The sequence below is a fragment of the Pseudoalteromonas sp. ECSMB14103 genome, from assembly GCF_000813065.1.
Taxonomy (GTDB): Bacteria; Pseudomonadota; Gammaproteobacteria; order Enterobacterales; family Alteromonadaceae; genus Pseudoalteromonas; species Pseudoalteromonas marina.
This window is the reverse complement of sequence record NZ_JWGY01000001.1, coordinates 362,951-381,482: the sequence shown is the minus strand read 5'-3', so window position 1 is coordinate 381,482 and position 18,532 is coordinate 362,951. Positions and strand designations below refer to the sequence as shown.

General features: G+C 39.2%; 14 protein-coding genes. 13 read left to right on the top strand and 1 reads right to left on the bottom strand.

The window, feature by feature from the left end; genetic code table 11:
* Positions 1 to 52: 52 nt before the first annotated feature.
* The 3 genes from RF53_RS01715 (at position 53) to RF53_RS01705 (ending at position 3,021) form a co-directional block, all read left to right on the top strand.
* Positions 53 to 823, top strand: a complete 771-nt coding sequence (locus RF53_RS01715; protein ID WP_033018990.1) for a substrate-binding periplasmic protein — start codon at positions 53 to 55, stop codon at positions 821 to 823.
* 46 nt (positions 824 to 869) lie between these two features.
* Positions 870 to 1,814, top strand: a complete 945-nt coding sequence (locus tag RF53_RS01710; protein WP_039036436.1) for an alpha/beta fold hydrolase — start codon at positions 870 to 872, stop codon at positions 1,812 to 1,814.
* A gap of 118 nt (positions 1,815 to 1,932) precedes the next feature.
* The gene (locus RF53_RS01705) at positions 1,933 to 3,021 is read left to right on the top strand and encodes a polysaccharide lyase family 7 protein (RefSeq protein ID WP_039036435.1); all 1,089 of its coding nucleotides are present in this window, start codon (positions 1,933 to 1,935) and stop codon (positions 3,019 to 3,021) included.
* Here RF53_RS01705 and RF53_RS01700 read toward each other — a convergent pair.
* Entirely contained in the window at positions 3,011 to 3,415 is a 405-nt protein-coding gene (locus tag RF53_RS01700) for a nucleotide triphosphate diphosphatase NUDT15 (protein ID WP_039036434.1), read from the bottom strand. The two genes, RF53_RS01705 and RF53_RS01700, sit on opposite strands and share 11 nt — an antisense overlap.
* Positions 3,416 to 3,598: 183 nt before the next feature.
* Between RF53_RS01700 and RF53_RS01695 the strand changes: the two genes are divergently transcribed.
* The 10 genes from RF53_RS01695 to RF53_RS01650 all read left to right on the top strand — a co-directional run bounded on the left by RF53_RS01695 (position 3,599) and on the right by RF53_RS01650 (position 18,389).
* Entirely contained in the window at positions 3,599 to 5,482 is a 1,884-nt protein-coding gene (locus RF53_RS01695) for a propionyl-CoA synthetase (protein WP_039036433.1), read from the top strand.
* A 263-nt stretch (positions 5,483 to 5,745) separates the two neighbouring features.
* Positions 5,746 to 6,693: an alpha/beta hydrolase gene (locus RF53_RS01690; RefSeq protein WP_039036432.1), complete on the top strand. Its 948-nt coding sequence runs from the start codon at positions 5,746 to 5,748 to the stop codon at positions 6,691 to 6,693.
* Positions 6,694 to 7,140: 447 nt separating this feature from the next.
* On the top strand, positions 7,141 to 7,833 hold the full coding sequence (locus RF53_RS01685; protein WP_235420589.1) for a hypothetical protein: 693 nt from the start codon (positions 7,141 to 7,143) through the stop codon (positions 7,831 to 7,833).
* A gap of 192 nt (positions 7,834 to 8,025) precedes the next feature.
* On the top strand, positions 8,026 to 10,770 hold the full coding sequence (locus tag RF53_RS01680) for an Ig-like domain-containing protein (RefSeq protein ID WP_039036430.1): 2,745 nt from the start codon (positions 8,026 to 8,028) through the stop codon (positions 10,768 to 10,770).
* A 13-nt stretch (positions 10,771 to 10,783) separates the two neighbouring features.
* Positions 10,784 to 13,462 (top strand): TonB-dependent receptor plug domain-containing protein, encoded by a 2,679-nt coding sequence (locus RF53_RS01675; RefSeq protein WP_039036429.1) that lies wholly within the window; start codon positions 10,784 to 10,786, stop codon positions 13,460 to 13,462.
* A complete protein-coding gene (locus tag RF53_RS01670) occupies positions 13,455 to 14,525 on the top strand; it encodes a cytochrome-c peroxidase (RefSeq protein WP_039036428.1) in 1,071 nt (356 codons plus the stop codon). The genes RF53_RS01675 and RF53_RS01670 overlap by 8 nt, the downstream gene beginning before the upstream one ends.
* A gap of 176 nt (positions 14,526 to 14,701) precedes the next feature.
* On the top strand, positions 14,702 to 15,781 hold the full coding sequence (locus RF53_RS01665; RefSeq protein WP_052242853.1) for a methyl-accepting chemotaxis protein: 1,080 nt from the start codon (positions 14,702 to 14,704) through the stop codon (positions 15,779 to 15,781).
* 275 nt (positions 15,782 to 16,056) lie between these two features.
* Positions 16,057 to 16,818: a DUF6515 family protein gene (locus RF53_RS01660; protein WP_039036427.1), complete on the top strand. Its 762-nt coding sequence runs from the start codon at positions 16,057 to 16,059 to the stop codon at positions 16,816 to 16,818.
* 225 nt (positions 16,819 to 17,043) lie between these two features.
* Positions 17,044 to 17,823 carry a DUF2189 domain-containing protein gene (locus RF53_RS01655; RefSeq protein WP_039036426.1) on the top strand — a complete coding sequence of 260 codons (780 nt, stop codon included), beginning with the start codon at positions 17,044 to 17,046 and terminating at the stop codon, positions 17,821 to 17,823.
* A 203-nt stretch (positions 17,824 to 18,026) separates the two neighbouring features.
* Entirely contained in the window at positions 18,027 to 18,389 is a 363-nt protein-coding gene (locus RF53_RS01650) for a DUF2237 family protein (protein ID WP_039036425.1), read from the top strand.
* Positions 18,390 to 18,532 lie beyond the last annotated feature (143 nt).

The following is an 18,532-nucleotide window of genomic DNA, read 5'->3' as shown; positions in this document are numbered from 1 at the left end:
TTCAGGCAATATTATTTAAACTCAACCAATGTTGGCTAAAAAAGACTTTTTTATGTACCTGCGTGTTGTAATTAGCGCCTTTGTATTTATGTTTTGTACTGCGGTAAATGCAATGAGTACAGTAAACTTTATTGCCGAAGATTTGCACCCTTATCACTTTAAAAACGAGAATGGTCAAGCCGATGGCGCGCTTGTTGATATAGCCAAAGCCGTTTTAAAAATCACACCATTAAACGCTAAATTTGAAATAATGCCCATGGCGCGCGCATTTCACGAGCTTGAAAGTAATCCAAACACTATTTTACTTTCTTTATTAAAAACCCCTACGCGCACAAATAACTTTAAATGGTTAGGCAGTGTTTATTTTACCGATGCCTACGTAGTTAGCTTAAAAAGCAATAAAGCAGAAGCCACGCACTTAAACCACACTAAGTTTTATAAAATAGGCACTATTCGTGGTTACTCAAGTGCTAAGTATTTAAAGCAAATGGGCTTTAAAGAAGACAAAAACTTAGTATTGGTGAGCTACTACCAGCAACTTTGGCAAATGCTTTACAAAAAACGTATCGACTTTGCCTTAATGAATACACTCACATTAGAAAACGAGTTAAAAATGTCGGGCTTAGATCCAAGCCTTATCACCAAGCGCATTCACTTAGATGACTTTCCTTCAACGCTTTATTTTGCCAGTAATAAAATGCTTGAAGAAAGTACAGCCAACACCTTATCGCAAGCACTTGTAATAATTAAGCAAAACGGTGAATACGAAGCAATTTTAAATAAATGGAAACTTCCGCTTCCTACCACTGCCAATAAACTGTAATAAATACGCACTACAATTTTAGTAAAGCTGATAACCTAACTTGGCTATGCGAACAATTAAAACACCGCACGGTATAACGCTTAACTATCAAGATGAAGGCAAAAAACACTCTCCTGCCGTTATTCTAATAATGGGTTTGGGTGCTCAGATGACCGTATGGCCAGATTCACTATACTATGGTTTGGTTAAAAATGGCTTTAGAGTTATCCGTTTTGATAACCGTGATAGCGGACTGTCGACTCATTTGGATCATTACCCCTCCCCTAGTTTAGTGAAATCTTGGCTGAGTAAGCGCCTTCCCATACAAAGCCGAACTCCCTATTTGCTCGATGATATGGCAAACGATGTATTGTCGCTTATGAACGCCCTTAAAATTAAAAAAGCCCACTTTGTTGGCGCATCTATGGGTGGAATGATTGCCCAGCTAATAGCTGCGCAACATAAAAAAAAGGTGCTAAGTTTAACCACTATTATGTCAAGTTCAAGCTTGCCAAGGCTGAGTGCTAAAAGCATTGGCGTATTTATTAAGCTTGCCAAATTAAAACCAAAAACACCAAGCCGTGATGAAGCAATTAATTACAACATTAAACTAAACCAACTAATTGGCAGCCCAGCTTACCCACAAACAGAAGACGCCCTTCGGCTTCATGCAACACAAATAGTTGAGCGTTCAAACAACCCTAATGGCTACAAACGCCAGCTCATTGCAATGGCTGCCAGTAAAGATAGGCAACATTTAATTCGAAAAATTAAAACACCTACATTGGTCATTCATGGTAGTCATGATGTAGTCATTAATGTGGGTGAAGGTAAAAAAACGGCCATGCTAATAAAAAAGGCAAAACTAAAAATAGTGCCTGGTATGGGCCATAATTTTGCACCAGAACTCATGCCAAAAATGACAAAATGGCTCACAAAGCATATTAAAAAGGCACAACGTAAATACACTAAAAAAAAAGCTCAAAAACCACATTGGTATAACCAAATGTAAAAAGTAAAAAATAAAAACCACAGCAATTGGTAATGTTGATATTTTAAATTGGTATGTTAGATTAACGTTAATCAAGGTCGATATTGTCCTTCATTAACATCATCACACAGAGACAACAATGAAAAACCTAACATCTACTTTTAAACTCACAGCACTGGCTGCTGTTACTCCGTTGCTGTTTATGGGCTGCGCAAATACAAGCACACCTATTGATAGCAATACACCTGTTCCTGCATCAAAGTTTGATTTATCACAATGGAAAATAAACGTACCTGTTGATTTAAACAACGACGGTAAAATAGACACAATTGATGTTGAAGAAATTCAAACTTACGCGCACCCTGATTTTTTCTACCTTGATGATCAAGGTTATATGGTATTTACCTCGCCAAATAAAGCGCTTACCAGCGCCAATTCTACTAATACCCGCAGTGAACTAAGACAAATGATCCGCGGCACCAATACCAAAATAAAAACTAAAAATTCAAAGAATAACTTTGCCCTAGCTGTACACCCTCTATCGGAGCGCTTTGGCTCGGTAGGCGGAAAAATGGAAGCCACGTTGAAGGTTGATCATGTGGCATTACGCGCTACAGACTCAAGTAAAAAAGCCGCATATTCTGTGGTGGTAGGACAAATTCATGCGGGGAAAGACCAAGCCCTAATAGATACAAAACTGGGTTATGGCTGGGGCAATGAGCCTCTTAAAATTTATTACAAAAAATGGCCCGGCCATAAAATGGGCTCCGTTTTTTGGAACTACGAACGTAACTTACCAAAAACAGATCCTAACCGAACTGATATTACATACCCAGTATGGGGAAACACGTGGGAAAACCCTAATGATCCGGGTGTTGAAGGTATAGCGCTTGGTGAAGATTTTAGCTATACCGTAAACGTACATGGTAATGTAATGCACCTTACCTTTAGCGCAAAAGGCAAAGAGGATGTTAATTACTCAATTAACTTAGGAAACAATGTTGATGCCTACGGCAAAGTGGACGACAAAGATCACCCGCACGGTTATGCTGCCGATTGGCATTATTTCAAGGCCGGTGCTTATAACCAATGTAGTACTAAATCGTCTAAAGGTATTTGGTACCCTGGCTGTTTAGGCACAGGCGAGTGGGCACTCGACAAACAAAACGGTGACTACGCACAAGTGAGCTTTAAAAAGTTAATATTAAGCCCATCAACTAAGCCGTAAGTGTTGCTGTAGTTAAATAGTTTTTAAGTGATGTAAACAGTGGTGAAGGTAAGTTATTAATATCGCACCAGCGCCACTGTATACATTTATTTGGCTCGTTTAGCACAGGCTCACCACCTTCGTAATCAGCTTTTACGTACAAAGTAATGTAGTGTTTGTTTTCAGCACTAAAAATATCGTTAGTAAAATCAAGCTTAGTTATTTGACTAACATTCAGCCCTGTTTCCTCAAATACCTCGCGTATTGCACACAGCTCAACGCTTTCGCCAAATTCTAAATGTCCACCCGGCGTTGCCCATGTATTTGCACCATGCGCACCAATGCGCTCACCTAATAAAATAGTGTTTTGTCGCATAATAATAACGGCAACACCCACTCTAACGTCGTTACTCATACAATTAATTCCTTACAAATATGAGGCTATGCTGAGCCGCGCGCCTTAATTTGTCAAACTCACTGCAGCTGCATATTAACCATGTGATTAACTTTTAGCCGACCAAGGTCGAATAGCCTAGGCACATAAAAAAGCCTACCTTTTGTAAGGTCTCTCATACATATTTAGTTTTAGGAGCCTATTATGTCAGGCCTGTATAAACAGCAATACACGAGCTTTAAACAAAACCCAGCCCAGTTTTGGCTAGAACAAAGTAAAAACATCCCCTGGTACAAAACACCAAACCAAGCATATACGCAGGATAAAGACGGCCTTTATCATTGGTTTAGTGATGGACAATTAAATACCAGCTTTCTAGCGCTCGACCAACACGTAATTGCAGGCTTTGGTGACCAAACTGCGCTGATTTACGACTCGCCTGTTACCAATACAAAGCAAACTTATACTTACAATCAACTACAACAAGAAGTCGCTAAATTTGCAGGCGTAATAAAAGCACTTGGTGTACAAAAAGGCGATCGTGTAGTGATTTACATGCCCATGATCCCACAAGCGGTAATAGGCATGCTGGCCTGCGCTCGCCTGGGCACTATACACTCCGTGGTGTTTGGCGGCTTTGCTGCACACGAACTAGCTGTGCGTATAGACGATGCAAAACCTAAACTGATACTTAGCGCTTCTTGCGGTGTAGAGGTCGATAGCATCATTGAATACAAGCCACTTATTGATGACGCCATAGAGCTTGCCAATCATAAAATAGATCACTGTATTATTTATCAGCGCGACCAAGCTACTGCCAATATGGTCAACAAACGCGATATAGATTGGACACACGCAATGCAAACCGCACAGGCGGCAGATCCAACACCTTTAAATGGCAACGATCCACTTTATATTTTATATACTTCAGGTACAACAGGCGCCCCAAAGGGTGTTGTACGTGAAAATGGCGGGCACGCCGTAGCGATGAACTACAGTATGAAAACTGTTTACGGTATAGAGCCAGGCGAGGTATTTTGGGCCGCCTCAGATATTGGCTGGGTAGTTGGGCACTCTTATATTGTGTATGCACCATTAATGTACCGATGTGCAACCGTATTATATGAGGGCAAACCTGTGCGCACTCCCGACGCCACTGCTTTTTGGCGAGTAGTGGAAGAATATAAAGTAAGCGCCTTATTTAGTGCCCCCACAGCATTTAGAGCAATCAAAAAAGAAGATCCTAATGCTGAAGGCTTTAAAAAATATAATACCTCTAGTTTAAAACGATTATTTTTAGCAGGCGAACGCCTCGATCCGCCCACATACAATTGGCTAAAAGAGAAAACTCAACTTCCGGTACTCGATCATTGGTGGCAAACCGAAACAGGCTGGGCCATTGCGTGTAATCCAGTAGGAATAGAAACATTAACAACCAAACCTGGCAGTTCAACCGTACCTACACCGGGGTTTGATGTTCGTATACTCGACATGGACGGTAATGAATGCGCAGCTAACGAACAAGGGGCCGTAGTTATAAAACTACCTTTACCACCCGGATGCTTACCCTCTATTTGGCAAGACACAGCCCGATTTAAAGCCAGTTATTTAAGTGAATACGAGGGCTACTACCTCTCTGGCGATGGCGGATATATAGATGAAGACGGCTACTTATTCATAATGGGCCGCACTGATGACGTTATAAATGTTGCAGGCCACAGACTTTCTACCGGCGAAATGGAAGAAATTGTAGCGGCTCATCCTGCGGTTGCCGAATGCGCTGTATTTGGTGTTAACGACCCACTAAAAGGCCAGCTCCCAATGGGCATGATTGTACTTAAAAATGACTTTACAGGGTCAAGCGAAGAAGTCGAAAAAGCACTTATTGCCTCAGTGCGCAATCAAATTGGCGCCATAGCGTGTTTAAAAAATATAGTTAGCGTAGAGCGCTTACCTAAAACTCGTTCCGGAAAAATACTACGTAAAAATTTACGCCAACTTATTGATGGCGACGAACTACAAATCCCTTCAACCATAGACGACGCCGGTATTTTTGATGAAATAAACCAACAACTCATCCTGCGTTAAACCCAACCAACCTATTAATTATCTAAAGCCATTTTATAATGGCTTTTTATTTATTCTTTTAAATAAACTAAGGCCTATTAGTTTTACAGTATTAAAAACAATTTAACTTAGAAATAATCTAAACGCGGCGTTAAGCAATAGCACCGCGATTTATAAACTGTATGCGAGTGTATTTTTTGTCTAAATATAAGTGCATACGTATTCACATTGAATTAACAATACAAGCTTGTGATAGTGCACTTTTTGTATGCTAAGACGCCACCATGAAATTAGTTGCTTTACTGTTTAGCTTATCAATGTTTGTAGTGCATACCAGCTATGCAAACACGCCCAAAGTGCAAGTAAGCAAGGGCCACATTGAGGTGATTGACAATATAGAATCACAGTTTGTAAAAAACCGTTTTTTAAATGTATGGCTACCGCCAGGTTACAACAAAAACACCACCTACGATGTACTTTACATGCACGATGGTCGCATGCTGTTTGATGCCAATAGCACATGGAACAAGCAAGAATGGCGCGTAGATGAAGTAGCCGGCTCATTAATAGAGCAAGGCAAAGTTCGCCCATTTATTGTGGTAGGCATTCCAAACGCCCTAGAAAACCGCCACAGCGAATACTACCCACAACAACCGTTTGAAGCCTTAAGCAAACAAAAACAAAACGCCCTATACCAGTTAGATAAATACCCAGGCCACAAATTATTTGCCTCTAAGGTGTACTCTGATAACTACTCACGCTTTTTAGTTAAAGAAGTTATTCCGCATATAGAGTCTAACTACAATGTAAACAAAGGTACGCAGCACCGCTATATTGGTGGCTCTAGCATGGGTGGTCTTATATCGTGGTACACACTACTTAATTACCCCAACGAATTTGCCGGCGCTATTAGCATGTCGACCCACTGGCCGGGTATTTTTAGTCACGACGACGAAGTATTTGCCGAGTTTAAAAATTACATTGCCAGCAACATCGCAAAGCTGAGTAACCAAAAAGTGTATTTTGATTATGGCGACAGCACTTTAGATGCCATGTACCCTAAGCTACAAGCGCAAATTGATGATTTATTTATGGCGCATAAATACCCAGCAAAGTTATGGCAAAGTCAATACTTCCCAGGGGAAGATCATACCGAAAACGCGTGGGCAAAACGCCTACATATTCCGCTTGAGTTTATGTTTAGAAAAACCAAGCAAGCTACCGTCGAATAATCATTTATACTAATATGCTTAATTAAGTGATCTATTTTGAGGATGGAGAAACGTGTTGATAGCTAGGCAAAAAACTCGCTATTTAGTTGTTCTCGGCAATTGCTCCTGCATTGCTCTACCTTCTGCATCCATACAGTCGTAAATGAGAGTTTTTTAACGCAGATAGCGACACGTTTAGCCCCTCAAAATGATTAAGTATTATTGCAGATTGGTATTATAAGGAATACGCCCTACTAATAATCATAAAAAGCGGCTTAACGTTCACTACGTAAAGCCGCTTTTTAAAATAATCCATTTAACTGTGCCTAATTTAAATCATTACAGATAGTTTATTAGGGCAAAGTTAAGAGTGGTCAAAAGGGGTTAACTTACTTTAGGCAAAATTAGTATTTGCCACTTTTAGCCAAATTACGTAGCCTTTGGCAAAATTACTCACTTAAAACTCATATGCATAAATTAATTTTTACCCTTTTTTTAATACTTCCCACGTTATTGCAGGCCCAAGTAACCTTAAGTGATAAAACAATTATATACAGTGGCCAAATCAACAAACAAAATAACAATACGGCAGCTGAGCTTTTAAAAACTGACCCTACAATTAATACATTTACGATTACCAGCGGCGGCGGAAACATAGATTTAGGGATGGACTTAGCCGAATTAATTTTGGCGCATAAGCTAACGGTAAACATAAAGCAGTTTTGCTTTTCGTCGAGTGCTAATTATGTGTTGCTTGCTGGGCACCCTACTACAATTGAGCCCAATACGATTATCGGCTGGCATGGGGATGCTGCCTCAGATAAATGGTTAGATAGCGATATTGATGCCATGGTAAAGCATTTAAAAGAGCCACAAAAAAGCCAAAAGTGGCAAACTTTACGTGCTCATTACGATGAGGTGATAAATAAAGCAAGCCTGCGCGAAAAAGCCTTTTACACAAAGTTAAATGTAAATCACGACCTACTCACTGTAGGGTTAAAACCCAGTTTACGCAGCGCCGCCATAAAGCAACATGCGCGTGGCTGGACGTATTCACCTAAGGTGCTTAACTATTTTGGAATTAGCAATATTAGCTATAATAATTGGCAACCTCGTTCAGTTAAAAACTTTCCGCTGCTTATTATTAGCGACTTAAACTAATAACCACACACCTCTTTACTAATCTCATTTTTACTCACAATAAAGCCCTGTTAATAGCAGGGTTTTGTATTTTAGCTGCCTTATAAGTACTTTATGGATACTCACGATTAATATGAAAAACACTTCTAACTTTTAAATCTAATTGATATGTATTATCATTCGCAACACCATTAACTTTTTATATTAACAATAATGAACAAGCTAATTAAATTTACCCCAATATTATGCGCGCTTGCGTTGGCAGGTTGTGGCGGTGGCTCTAGTAATACTGCTCCACAGTTTTCTCAACCTAATTTAAGTTTTACTGTAAACGAAGACACCACTTTTTCAGGCCAAGTAACAGCCACCGACGATGACGCCTTAAGCTATACGCTTGCCAATGCACCAGATAACGGGACTATACAGGTAGAAGTAAATGGTAAGTTTGCCTATACCCCTAACGCCGATTTTTTCGGTAGTGATAGTGCTTCAATTTCAGCCAGCGATGGTTCTCTTAGTTCAAATGTAACGCTAAACTTTACGGTCGAAAATGTTAATGATACGCCGGTATTACAAACAACAAACGTATTTGTTACCTCATCATCAACAACAGAGGGGACTATTAATGTAGTTGATGCCGATGGAGATGAAATAACATTTACGCTGGTAACCTCCCCTAAAAATGGTGTAATTACAATAAACGAAAGCACGGGCGAGTTTATCTTTGAAGCGCAAACATTAAGTTCAGTTAATGAAGCATTCGTAATAAGCTATACGGATGGCGTAATTGATGAACCCATTACGGCCAGTATTACACTAAGCCCTTCTTATGTTACAAATGAAGACAAACGTAATTTCTACTACAGCTCTAGTAAATCACACTTAAAACAAGCCGATATTGTAAACGAAAGCATTAACGATGAAATTTCACGTTATACCGTATACCAAGTTCAAGCAGCGGCGTATGCACGTGCTGGGTTTTTAGATACAGCCGAAGACTATTTATTACTCATTAACGAGCAAACAGCTCTTGCTGGAGGCCTAAGAGATGTAGGTGTTGCGTTAGATAGCATCAATGAAATAGAGCAAGGTGCACAATATCGCTCACGCGCTTTAGCCGCTTACAACCAGTACTTAGCTGAAAAGGGCTTTGAAAATATAAACAGTAGTGATGCGTCTTGGTTACTTGGTTTATTAAATGATTATATGGATGTAGGGCAAACTGAAGAAGCAGAAACCCTACTAAATACCATTAACAGCTACGCAGAGATTGTACGTGAAGAAGAGTACACAAAAACGTATGGTTACTTCCAAACAGCATTTAAAAATGCAGCCGAAGGTGCATTAGACGTATATGCAGCTGACCCAACTGATGCCAATCAACTCACAGCACAAACTTTTGCTACTGCACTGGTAAACATTTCGAGTAACACAGGTTACCAAATTCACAAAAGCGGTGAATTTAAAGGTAAAAAAACACAAAGACTAAAAGCGCTTTATACCGCATGGGCAGCAGAGATTTTATTTCGTGCAAACTCGCTTGAGTTAGCTCGAGAATACGTAAATCTAGCGTTGTCGTTTTATGGTGTAACGGGCATCGATAGCAACTATGACTTTGCTGCTTCAGAATACACTGAGGCCAATTTAGGTACTTATACTTACCCACTACAAACTCTGGCCGGATTACTAGAAGGCCTGTACGATCTTGAGGAAAACCCTGCGTTTGCCTTACTTTCATCTGATTTTGATATCAGTGGTGCTAATCAAATTATGTATAGCTTTAGCGTAGCTAAAAGCATTATGTCGGGCTCTTCAGTGGACGATGCAGCCACTGAGGCCTTTACCTTTTTTACCGAGGAAGGTGATTATAATGAATTTTTTAGAAGTTTAGTCGAAACAGACAACAACGCAGGCACAGCGCAAATTTTATATCAGTACGGGTATACCGAACAAGCGAAAGACGTATTAACGTATGCGGGTGAGTTTATTTCATCTGACGAATACATAAGTACAGAGTCATCTACTTCTTTCTTAGCTGGCTATAAAGGCTGTGGTTTACTAGTCACCATTAGTAGAGAAATTGGCGCAGATACTGCTGCTGCCGCAAATCGCTGTTTAACCATGTTAAATAAACTAAATACAGGCACATTACGAACTTTAACCGACACTTCTGCAATTGTTGTTCACAGCAATGTAATGGTATCACTTGACCGCGCAGGCTTAACTGACGAAATCCCCGCAATAAACACGCAATTACTTAGTAAAATTAGTGTATTAGATGACATTGAAGACCGCTTTGAATACCGATTAGAAACATTAGGCTATTTAGTAAGCGCAGGGTTTACCGACTTAGCCTTAACTACATTTAATAGTGCAATAGTTGAAGTAAACGAAAATTTAAGCACGTTAACAAGTAACCAACTACTTGAAGTACTCGAATCACTAAAAAACGAAACAATACTACTTAGTCCGTCTGCAACTGTCTTTTGGGAGCGTTACAGCATGCTTTCTAGCATGGGCGCTAATGCAGGTAGTATTTCTGACTTTGCTAGCACTTACAGTAGTGTGAAAACACACACCTCAGCACTTCTCGCTGATATTGAAACGCTTATTTTAACACAAGCCGATACTGTCATTATTGATGCCATGGAAGATTTAGTCGAAGCACATACCTTACTTGGCGAATACGAGCAAGCGACAGCGCTTGTCACTAACGAGGTAAATGGTGAAGCCGACCAACTTGACCTTTACACCACAATGGCTGAATTAATTGCAAGCAAAGATGACTTTAGAGATAACCGTGTTGCCAGTGTTGATACTGATAACGACGGGCTTCCAAACTTCTTCTTAGCAAATGTAACTGATGAAGATATTACCGCTTCGGGTTTAACAGCCGATGAAGATGCTGACAACGATGGTATTGCTGATAGCGAAGACAGCACTCCAATTGGCAACTAAATAAGAGAAAACAATGCAGACACGTTATATTTATGCGTGTCTGTTTTTGCTTGCCCATAATTCATATGGTGCGACCGAGCAAAAACAGACTCCTCCCCCACCTGAAGAATGCAGCACACTCACTGATGAAAAAAAAAGTTTATGTGAAGCTATCGAACACATTGAAGTCAAAGGCCAATTTATAGGGATAGAAGTTCCTGAAGTTATTGGTCGTTCGTATTTAGACCGCAGTTTTATTGATGCAACAGCCAAAGGGAATGGCGACATAAATGAGCTAATTGCCCTTTTACCTGGCGTACAATTAAGCAATGAGGCATTCAGCATTGAAAGCTTAGCAGAGATAAGTGCGCCAGAAATATCCATCTCAGGCGCCCAGCCTTGGCAAACAGGTTTTTCACTTGATGGTATGAACTACAATAATCGAATTGATCCTGCCAGTAGTAGTCGCTTAACATCATCAAGTAATGACGTGTCAGGCGGTGTGCAAAGCATGAATGTAAACTCTGATGTAGTTGAGTCAATCACTGTGTACGATCATAATATTCCGGCTGAATTTGGTGGTTTTTCTGGCGGTGTTGTTGATACCAAAACAAAAGAAACGTTTGGCAAAGATAGTTTTAGCTTTACTGTACGCGGGAATCACAGTGATTGGGCTGATTATCATTATATTCAAGCCGATGATCAAACTGAGCAAAGCAGTACAGATGAAGCTGAATTAGAGGCTCCAGTATACGAAAAAATAAGCTATTCATTGAGCGGTAAAAAGCAACTTAATAAACGTCACGGTGTAATGCTTAGTTTAAATTACCTTAACAGTGATATAAGTGACTTATCACTAGGGCAAACAAAAACCCAAAGCCGCCGTAACATTAACGCTATATTTAAATATGGTTATAAGAACGGCTGGGTTGATAATTTTACGATAAGTATGATCTACTCTCCCTACGAGGTGAATGGTTTTATTACTGATGCACTTGATAGTGACTATCAGTTAGAAGGTGGCGCATATGGTAGCGCAATACAATTAAAGCAAGATTTTAAATATGTAACATGGGCAAGTAATTTAAGCTTTAACATAAGTGATAGTAGCCGAGATGGCCCAGCGCATTTTTATAATTGGCTGCAAACAAAAGGAAAAGACTGGGGACAATACGCTAACCAAGGCGATGCAGACGAACGCTTTTCACGCCAAGGTGGTTATGGCGCGTTAGATAACCGCCAATTCACTACTAATTGGAAAAATACATTTAATCTAGAAACTTTTAAATTTTTAGGATTAACCCACTCAGTTGTGGCTGGTGCAGAAATTAAATATCAGCAAATAGAACGTGAGCGTTTTCAAGATGGCTATAACTACAGTTCGCCTGTTATATGGTCTAGTGCTACTACCCCCCTTAATTGCAGTGGTTATTCACTTGATTGTCAAGCACTCGAAACTCTCATCCCTATAGAAGAATTAGCTGAGCAATTAGGTGGGGAAATTGACTTTAACAACTCGGAGCACGTCACCGCATACAGTAATAATATAACTACTACAGCGCAATTTTTTAATGGCCGAACTGTTAGCCCAGCTGAATACATAGATGTAAATTTAAATCGCAACGCACTCTACGTTACCGACCATATTAACTATGGCAAACTGGATGTGAATTTAGGTATGCGCTACAGCTATGATGACTTTTTACAAAACCATGATGTAGCACCGCGAATTTCATTAGGTTACGACGTATTTGATAATAAAAAAACTATTATTAGTGCCGGCCTTAACCGATATTACGACTCTGCAATCATCAGTTATAAAATAAAAGAGCAACAGCAGTTTTCGTACCTGCAATACAGACCTATCGAAAGTGGATATTTACAAAACTGGTTAGATTCAAATTACACTGGTAGCTTTAAATATCGTTTTAATGACGTTGATACCCCTTACGATGATGAATTTGCACTGGGTATCGCTCACGCATTTGAGACAATGGGTAATGTGTCTTTAAAATACATAAAACGTAAAAAACATCAGCAGTTCTCTCGCACTACTTCAGACGAAACAGATCTTGATGGGTACACTTATATTAATATTAGTAATGAAGGAACGGGAAGTTCAGAACGTATTTCACTAGCATGGAGCGCACAATTTGGTGCTCATTCAGTATGGGCGAATACGTCGTATGCCGAGAACGAAATATCAAATGACAATTATAATGCAACCGTAGATAACACCCCACTTGATGAGCTCGTTTACTATGTTAATGCAACAGATGAAGGATCACTGGTCACATTAAGTCAACTATCTCAGATACGAACTAATTTTGGAGCACCTATCACAGCTGCCTTAGGCTGGAACGTAGATTGGGTCGATTCATTTAGCACTGGATTAAATATCTCATATTCAGGTAGCTACGATACAGCTGTACGTACAGGAGGAAGCGAAAGTATTGATATAGAGGATGTCTGTGCTAGCTGCCCAGTTGTTTCCACTCTATTTGATGTTTACCAAGAACAGACTATACGTGCCAGGACAATGCTAAACCTAAGTTTAAAATACAAACATAAACTGACCCGCAACCAAAGCTTAGAGTTACGTGCTGATATTTCTAATTTATTAAATACGAGAACGTATACAGTTGCAGAGGGCGCATCAGGTATTGAGCCTGGTCGAGTGTTTTGGTTAGAGCTGAGCTACAAGTATGATTAAAGTTATTTTTGTAGCCCTTGCTGTATTCTTATTTACGGCTGATTCTAAAGCTTTAAACAATAACGATTTACGCTCACTTTATAGCAAAGGCCAAGCTCACTGGCCTACTATTCAAACCAGTGATGGCAGAAGCGTTGAGCCCATGTCGCTTTTGCCTGTAGCCTCGCCAAAACCTGAGCATGTTGCTTTAGGTGACAAGCTTTTTCATGATGTGCAGCTCTCGCGTAATAATACCGTTAGCTGCGCCACCTGCCATGAACGCGACAAAGGCTTTCATGATGGCCGTACAACTGCCATAGGCATTGACGAGCAAATAGGCACACGTAACACCCCTGCTATTTTTGGTATTGATCAGTGGCAAAGCTTTTTTTGGGATGGTCGTGCAAGCACGGCAGAGCAACAAGCGCTAATGCCCATAGCAAACCCAATTGAAATGGACTTAGACCCTGAGATAGCTTTAGCGCGGGTAAATAAAGATAAAAGCTACAGTGCATTTAACCAAAGCGCTTTTAATAGCAGCACGTTAACCACTGAGCAAATGGCAAAAGCCTTAGTTGCGTTTGAGCGCACATTAGCAGCGCCAAATAGCCGCTATAAAACTTTTTTAACGCAGCTTAATAAGGTTCCACAACAAGCAGTTAGTAGTCTAAGTGATAGTGAGTTAAATGGCCTGCACCTATTTAGAACTAAAGCTAAATGCATGACTTGCCATAACGGCGCACTACTCAGCGACAACCAATTCCATGGCACAGGGCTGCATTATTACGGCCGCCGTTTTGAAGATAAAGGCCGCTACGATGCCACCCACAACTCTGAGCATATTGGCCAATTTAGAACCCCATCACTATTAGGGTTAATGCAAACATTTCCGTGGATGCATAACGGCTTATTTGAAGATTTATCAGGCATCGTAAGTATGTATAACCATGGCGGAGCTAGACCAAGACCACGAAAAAACCAACTAAACGACCCACACTTCCCTAAAACCACCGACCTGCTTATAAAGCTTAATTTAACCAAGCAAGAACAAACAGACCTAGTGGCATTTTTACGGATTTTATAAAAACAACCTTTAACCAAGGACTTTGAACTTAATAATGTATGGTGAGAATTAACAAAAATTTATCACCATATGAGTTTATTGAAAGAAAACAGTGATTATAAATATATGCTCAATAAAATTTTACCTCTATAATGATAACTAAATGTAAATTAATTTTTAAAAATCAAGGTCTAAATATGTTTGTTTTAAGTTCAACCTACTCGATATTGAAAAACGAAAATGACCAACTAAAAAAAGAAATTGAGAGTTTACGTAACAAAAATACAACGCTTATCAATGAAAATACTTCTCTAATTGAAGAGTTAAATAACCCAAATAATAATGAAGATCATAGTTTCACTTACTCATTACTTTCCAGCTCTATCAATGGTGTTGCTCAAATCGAAGATATAAGACAAACCGTATTGGGCTCTTACTCTAAAATTGATGAAGAAAACAAAGTAAGCGATAAAATAAACACCCTGCTCGAAAAATCAAATAGCTCGCTAAATCATATTGTCAAAGAAATGGATTTAATGACCAGTAAAATGGGAAGCATGACTGAAAACATTTCAGGCCTAGCTAGCATGGCCGGTAAAATCAGTACGTTTGTTTCAACAATTAGTAAAATATCAGATCAAACAAATTTATTAGCACTTAACGCTGCTATTGAAGCTGCCCGTGCGGGTGAAGCTGGCCGAGGCTTTAGTGTTGTAGCAGATGAAGTAAGGGTGCTAGCAACAAACACGAATAAGTCAGCGCAAGAAGTGGCCGACCTAGTAAAAGAAATTATTAACAAAACAGATGAAACAGTGGTATCAGTAGAAGGTATTAAAGAAAATAGTTCGCACCTAAGTGATAATTTTGATGCACTGAATACCGATTACACTTCAATTATTGATTTTTGTAACAACATGAAAAATACGATTTCTCAGGCTGCTACGTTGTCGTTTATTCAAACCGTTAAACTAGATCATGTCGTATGGAAAGGTGACATTTACGCAGTAGCAAATGGCCAAAGCAACAAGTCAATTAATGACTTTAGCGATCATACAATGTGCCGATTAGGCCAATGGTATAGTTCAGAGCAGTCTGCTGAATTTAAACACACCAATGCATTTAAACAATTAGAAAACCCGCATAGTGAAGTACATAAAAATGGTGTTGCGGCTCTGCACTCAATTCAAAATGGCGATAAAGAATCTGCAATTAAGCATATTCATAAAATGGAAGCAGCCAGCGAACGTGTGATGCATTTACTCGATGAGATTTGTTAGCCCCAGCTAAGCACTAATGAACAAGCTATTAAAATGATTTAAATTTTAATAGCTTGGCTTATAAGTTAGTCTTTAATTTTAACCTGCACTCTTTTTTTATCACATGTATAGATTGTTTAAAGCGCCCTGTTTAAAACTGTAATAATAAGTAAGAAACTGTTTAGCTTACGTAAAGCAATGTAAAGGAACGTCCAAACATTAAATAGGTCAGTTAATGTTCAGTTTCAGAGGTTAATATTAAGCCTAGTTATGTAACAACATAAACGAGGCACACTATGAAACTTACATTTTTACTATCGGGTATAATTGCCATTAGCGCGCTTTCAAGCACCGCAATTGCAGCGCCCAACGAGCGAGAAGCTCATAAAAATTATAAGCACGAAAACCCTAAACGCATTGAGTATAAGCGCGATGAACGTCGCCATGAAAAAAAACTACGTATAGAGCAAAAAAAAGAAAAGCGCCAAGACCGTAAAAAAGAAAAGAACAAGCAAAAAAAGCAGCAAGAAAAGCGTAAACAACTACGTTTCGACAATCATAAATATAACTACCTAACTAATAGGTATAAGCCGCGTTATTACAAAGAAAATAGATACATAAGGCACTTGCCAAGAAGAAGTACTTCTATTTGGTTTAATGGAATTTCATTTAGCTTTAATGACGGCATTTACTACCGAAAAGCTAAAAAAGGCTATCACGCTGTGATGCCACCTCGCGGACTGCGCATTAAAAAACTTCCAAGACATTATTCGCGTATGAAACATCGCAACACCACATATTATGCTTATCAGAACGTTTTTTATATTGCTGATAACGGCGGCTATAAAGTGGTAGACGCGCCAATAATTCAGCGCAACAAAGCAATTAAAATTGGCAACGTCTTCGACTATAGCTTAGGGCAAGTTTACGATGAACTACCATCGTCAGCTGAGCCAGTTACGATAAACTCTCAGCAATATTTTAAATACAACGATATTTACTTTTTGCCACAAATAAATGGTGACGAGATACAATACCTAGCAATCAGCTTAGGCTGAGCATTATTTAACTACTTAACCTGCCCACAGGTTAAGTAGTACTTTATTAATATTGATTTCAGCAATCCTCCTATAAAATTTCCTTTTGTAATCCCCCCTTCTAAAAACATAAAACGTTTATTTAGTGAACAATTTTAATTTTAGCTCCGTATGTATGTTTAATATTTGTAAATAAAGCGTTTATGACCTAAACCTAAATAGAGGCTTTATAGAGGAGCTCCACTTATGCCTACAACAAAAACAATTGAAAAAAATACCGAATTTGCTCGCTGTATAGAGTGTAACAAAGTAGATACGTTCGCTGCTTTTCACTGGTTAGCACTTGCGTTTAAAGATATGACCCGAGCCCCGTTACTTACTGTAATTTATGGCCTAGTGTTTAGTATTATTCCTGCAGCTATTATCTACTCTGCATTTTTTGCACAAAGCGTGTTTGTAATTTTACCCGCCACTGTTGCGTTTGTTTTAATTGGACCCGCTTTCGCAGCCGGCCTATACGACGTAGCATGGGAACTCGAAAAAGACCACAAACCCACTTTTAGGCATTCGCTAAAGTCGATGTTTAGAAACCCAGTTGGAGAGTGGGGATTTGCAATATTATTACTCGTAATAATGATTGCGTGGATGCGCATTGCCGCCCTTGTTCATGCTTTATACCCTAACTACGCTAACCCAACATTTGAAGAACTGTCAGCATTTTTAACGCTTGGTACAATTGCAGGTGGCGTTTTACTCGTGTCTGTTTTTTCAGTGTCTGCATTTACACCACAAATTATGATGGAAAGACGCGTAGACATAATGACAGCTATCGTCTCATCTATTAACGCCGTTAAAAATAACTTTGCGCCGATGGTTGTTTGGTCAATATGCATTTTCCTAATGGTTGCGCTTGGTTTTGTAACTGGGGCTGTTGGGTTTATTGTGATTATGCCACTACTTAGCTATGCAAGCTGGCACGCATACATTGCAGTAATCAAAACTAAAAAAGCCAGAAAATACGAATAGTTAACAAACTTTAACTTAACTTGTGCCACGATCTAGTGAAACTAGTTTGTGGCACAAATAATACTTTTCCCCTCCTCCCTTCATTTAAATGCCCCGATTTTTTTAAAAAGTCATAATTAAACATCCTCACTTTAGTAGCTATACTTTTTAGCGCCTGATAAAGTAATTTTTACTGTATTAAACATAATGACTTAAGGCACCTAATGGCAAATCAATATAACGTTCTGGATTCCCGGTTGCAGTTATGCTGTGGGAATGGCGGGTATACTCGCGAAGGTTTTTGCTATGTACCAGACTCTGATCGCGGTAATCATAGTGTGTGTGCAATTATGACCGAAGAATTTTTACAGTTTTCGAAGTCACAAGGTAATGATCTCATAACGCCCAATCCACTTTACGATTTTAAAGGCTTAAAAGCTGGCGACAAATGGTGTTTATGCGCAATAAGATGGCTTCATGCGCAACAAGCAAACGTTGCGCCGCCAGTAATCTTGCAGGCCACTAATAAAAAATCGCTTGAAGTAATACCGCTTGAATTACTAAAGGCACATGAATACACCCGTTAAAAATATTCTAGTTTAGTTTCAGCAAATCTATTTGGTCTGCAAATTTTACAAAAAGATGCAGACTTTTCATAACCACCTCATATTAATAAAAAACCAAACAAAAGCAAAAACACAAGCGACTGATTTAAAGCAATTTTATTTAG

Excerpts from the sequence above, each read along its gene's own strand:
- RF53_RS01705 (WP_039036435.1), top strand. The coding sequence starts at position 1,933 with ATGAAAAACCTAACATCTACTTTTAAACTCACAGCACTGGCTGCTGTT.
- RF53_RS01670 (WP_039036428.1), top strand. The coding sequence starts at position 13,455 with ATGATTAAAGTTATTTTTGTAGCCCTTGCTGTATTCTTATTTACGGCT.
- RF53_RS01715 (WP_033018990.1), top strand. The coding sequence starts at position 53 with ATGTACCTGCGTGTTGTAATTAGCGCCTTTGTATTTATGTTTTGTACT.
- RF53_RS01710 (WP_039036436.1), top strand. The coding sequence starts at position 870 with ATGCGAACAATTAAAACACCGCACGGTATAACGCTTAACTATCAAGAT.
- RF53_RS01695 (WP_039036433.1), top strand. The coding sequence starts at position 3,599 with ATGTCAGGCCTGTATAAACAGCAATACACGAGCTTTAAACAAAACCCA.
- RF53_RS01660 (WP_039036427.1), top strand. The coding sequence starts at position 16,057 with ATGAAACTTACATTTTTACTATCGGGTATAATTGCCATTAGCGCGCTT.
- RF53_RS01685 (WP_235420589.1), top strand. The coding sequence starts at position 7,141 with ATGCATAAATTAATTTTTACCCTTTTTTTAATACTTCCCACGTTATTG.
- RF53_RS01665 (WP_052242853.1), top strand. The coding sequence starts at position 14,702 with ATGTTTGTTTTAAGTTCAACCTACTCGATATTGAAAAACGAAAATGAC.
- RF53_RS01680 (WP_039036430.1), top strand. The coding sequence starts at position 8,026 with ATGAACAAGCTAATTAAATTTACCCCAATATTATGCGCGCTTGCGTTG.
- RF53_RS01700 (WP_039036434.1), bottom strand. The coding sequence starts at position 3,415 with ATGAGTAACGACGTTAGAGTGGGTGTTGCCGTTATTATTATGCGACAA.
- RF53_RS01650 (WP_039036425.1), top strand. The coding sequence starts at position 18,027 with ATGGCAAATCAATATAACGTTCTGGATTCCCGGTTGCAGTTATGCTGT.
- RF53_RS01655 (WP_039036426.1), top strand. The coding sequence starts at position 17,044 with ATGCCTACAACAAAAACAATTGAAAAAAATACCGAATTTGCTCGCTGT.
- RF53_RS01690 (WP_039036432.1), top strand. The coding sequence starts at position 5,746 with ATGAAATTAGTTGCTTTACTGTTTAGCTTATCAATGTTTGTAGTGCAT.
- RF53_RS01675 (WP_039036429.1), top strand. The coding sequence starts at position 10,784 with ATGCAGACACGTTATATTTATGCGTGTCTGTTTTTGCTTGCCCATAAT.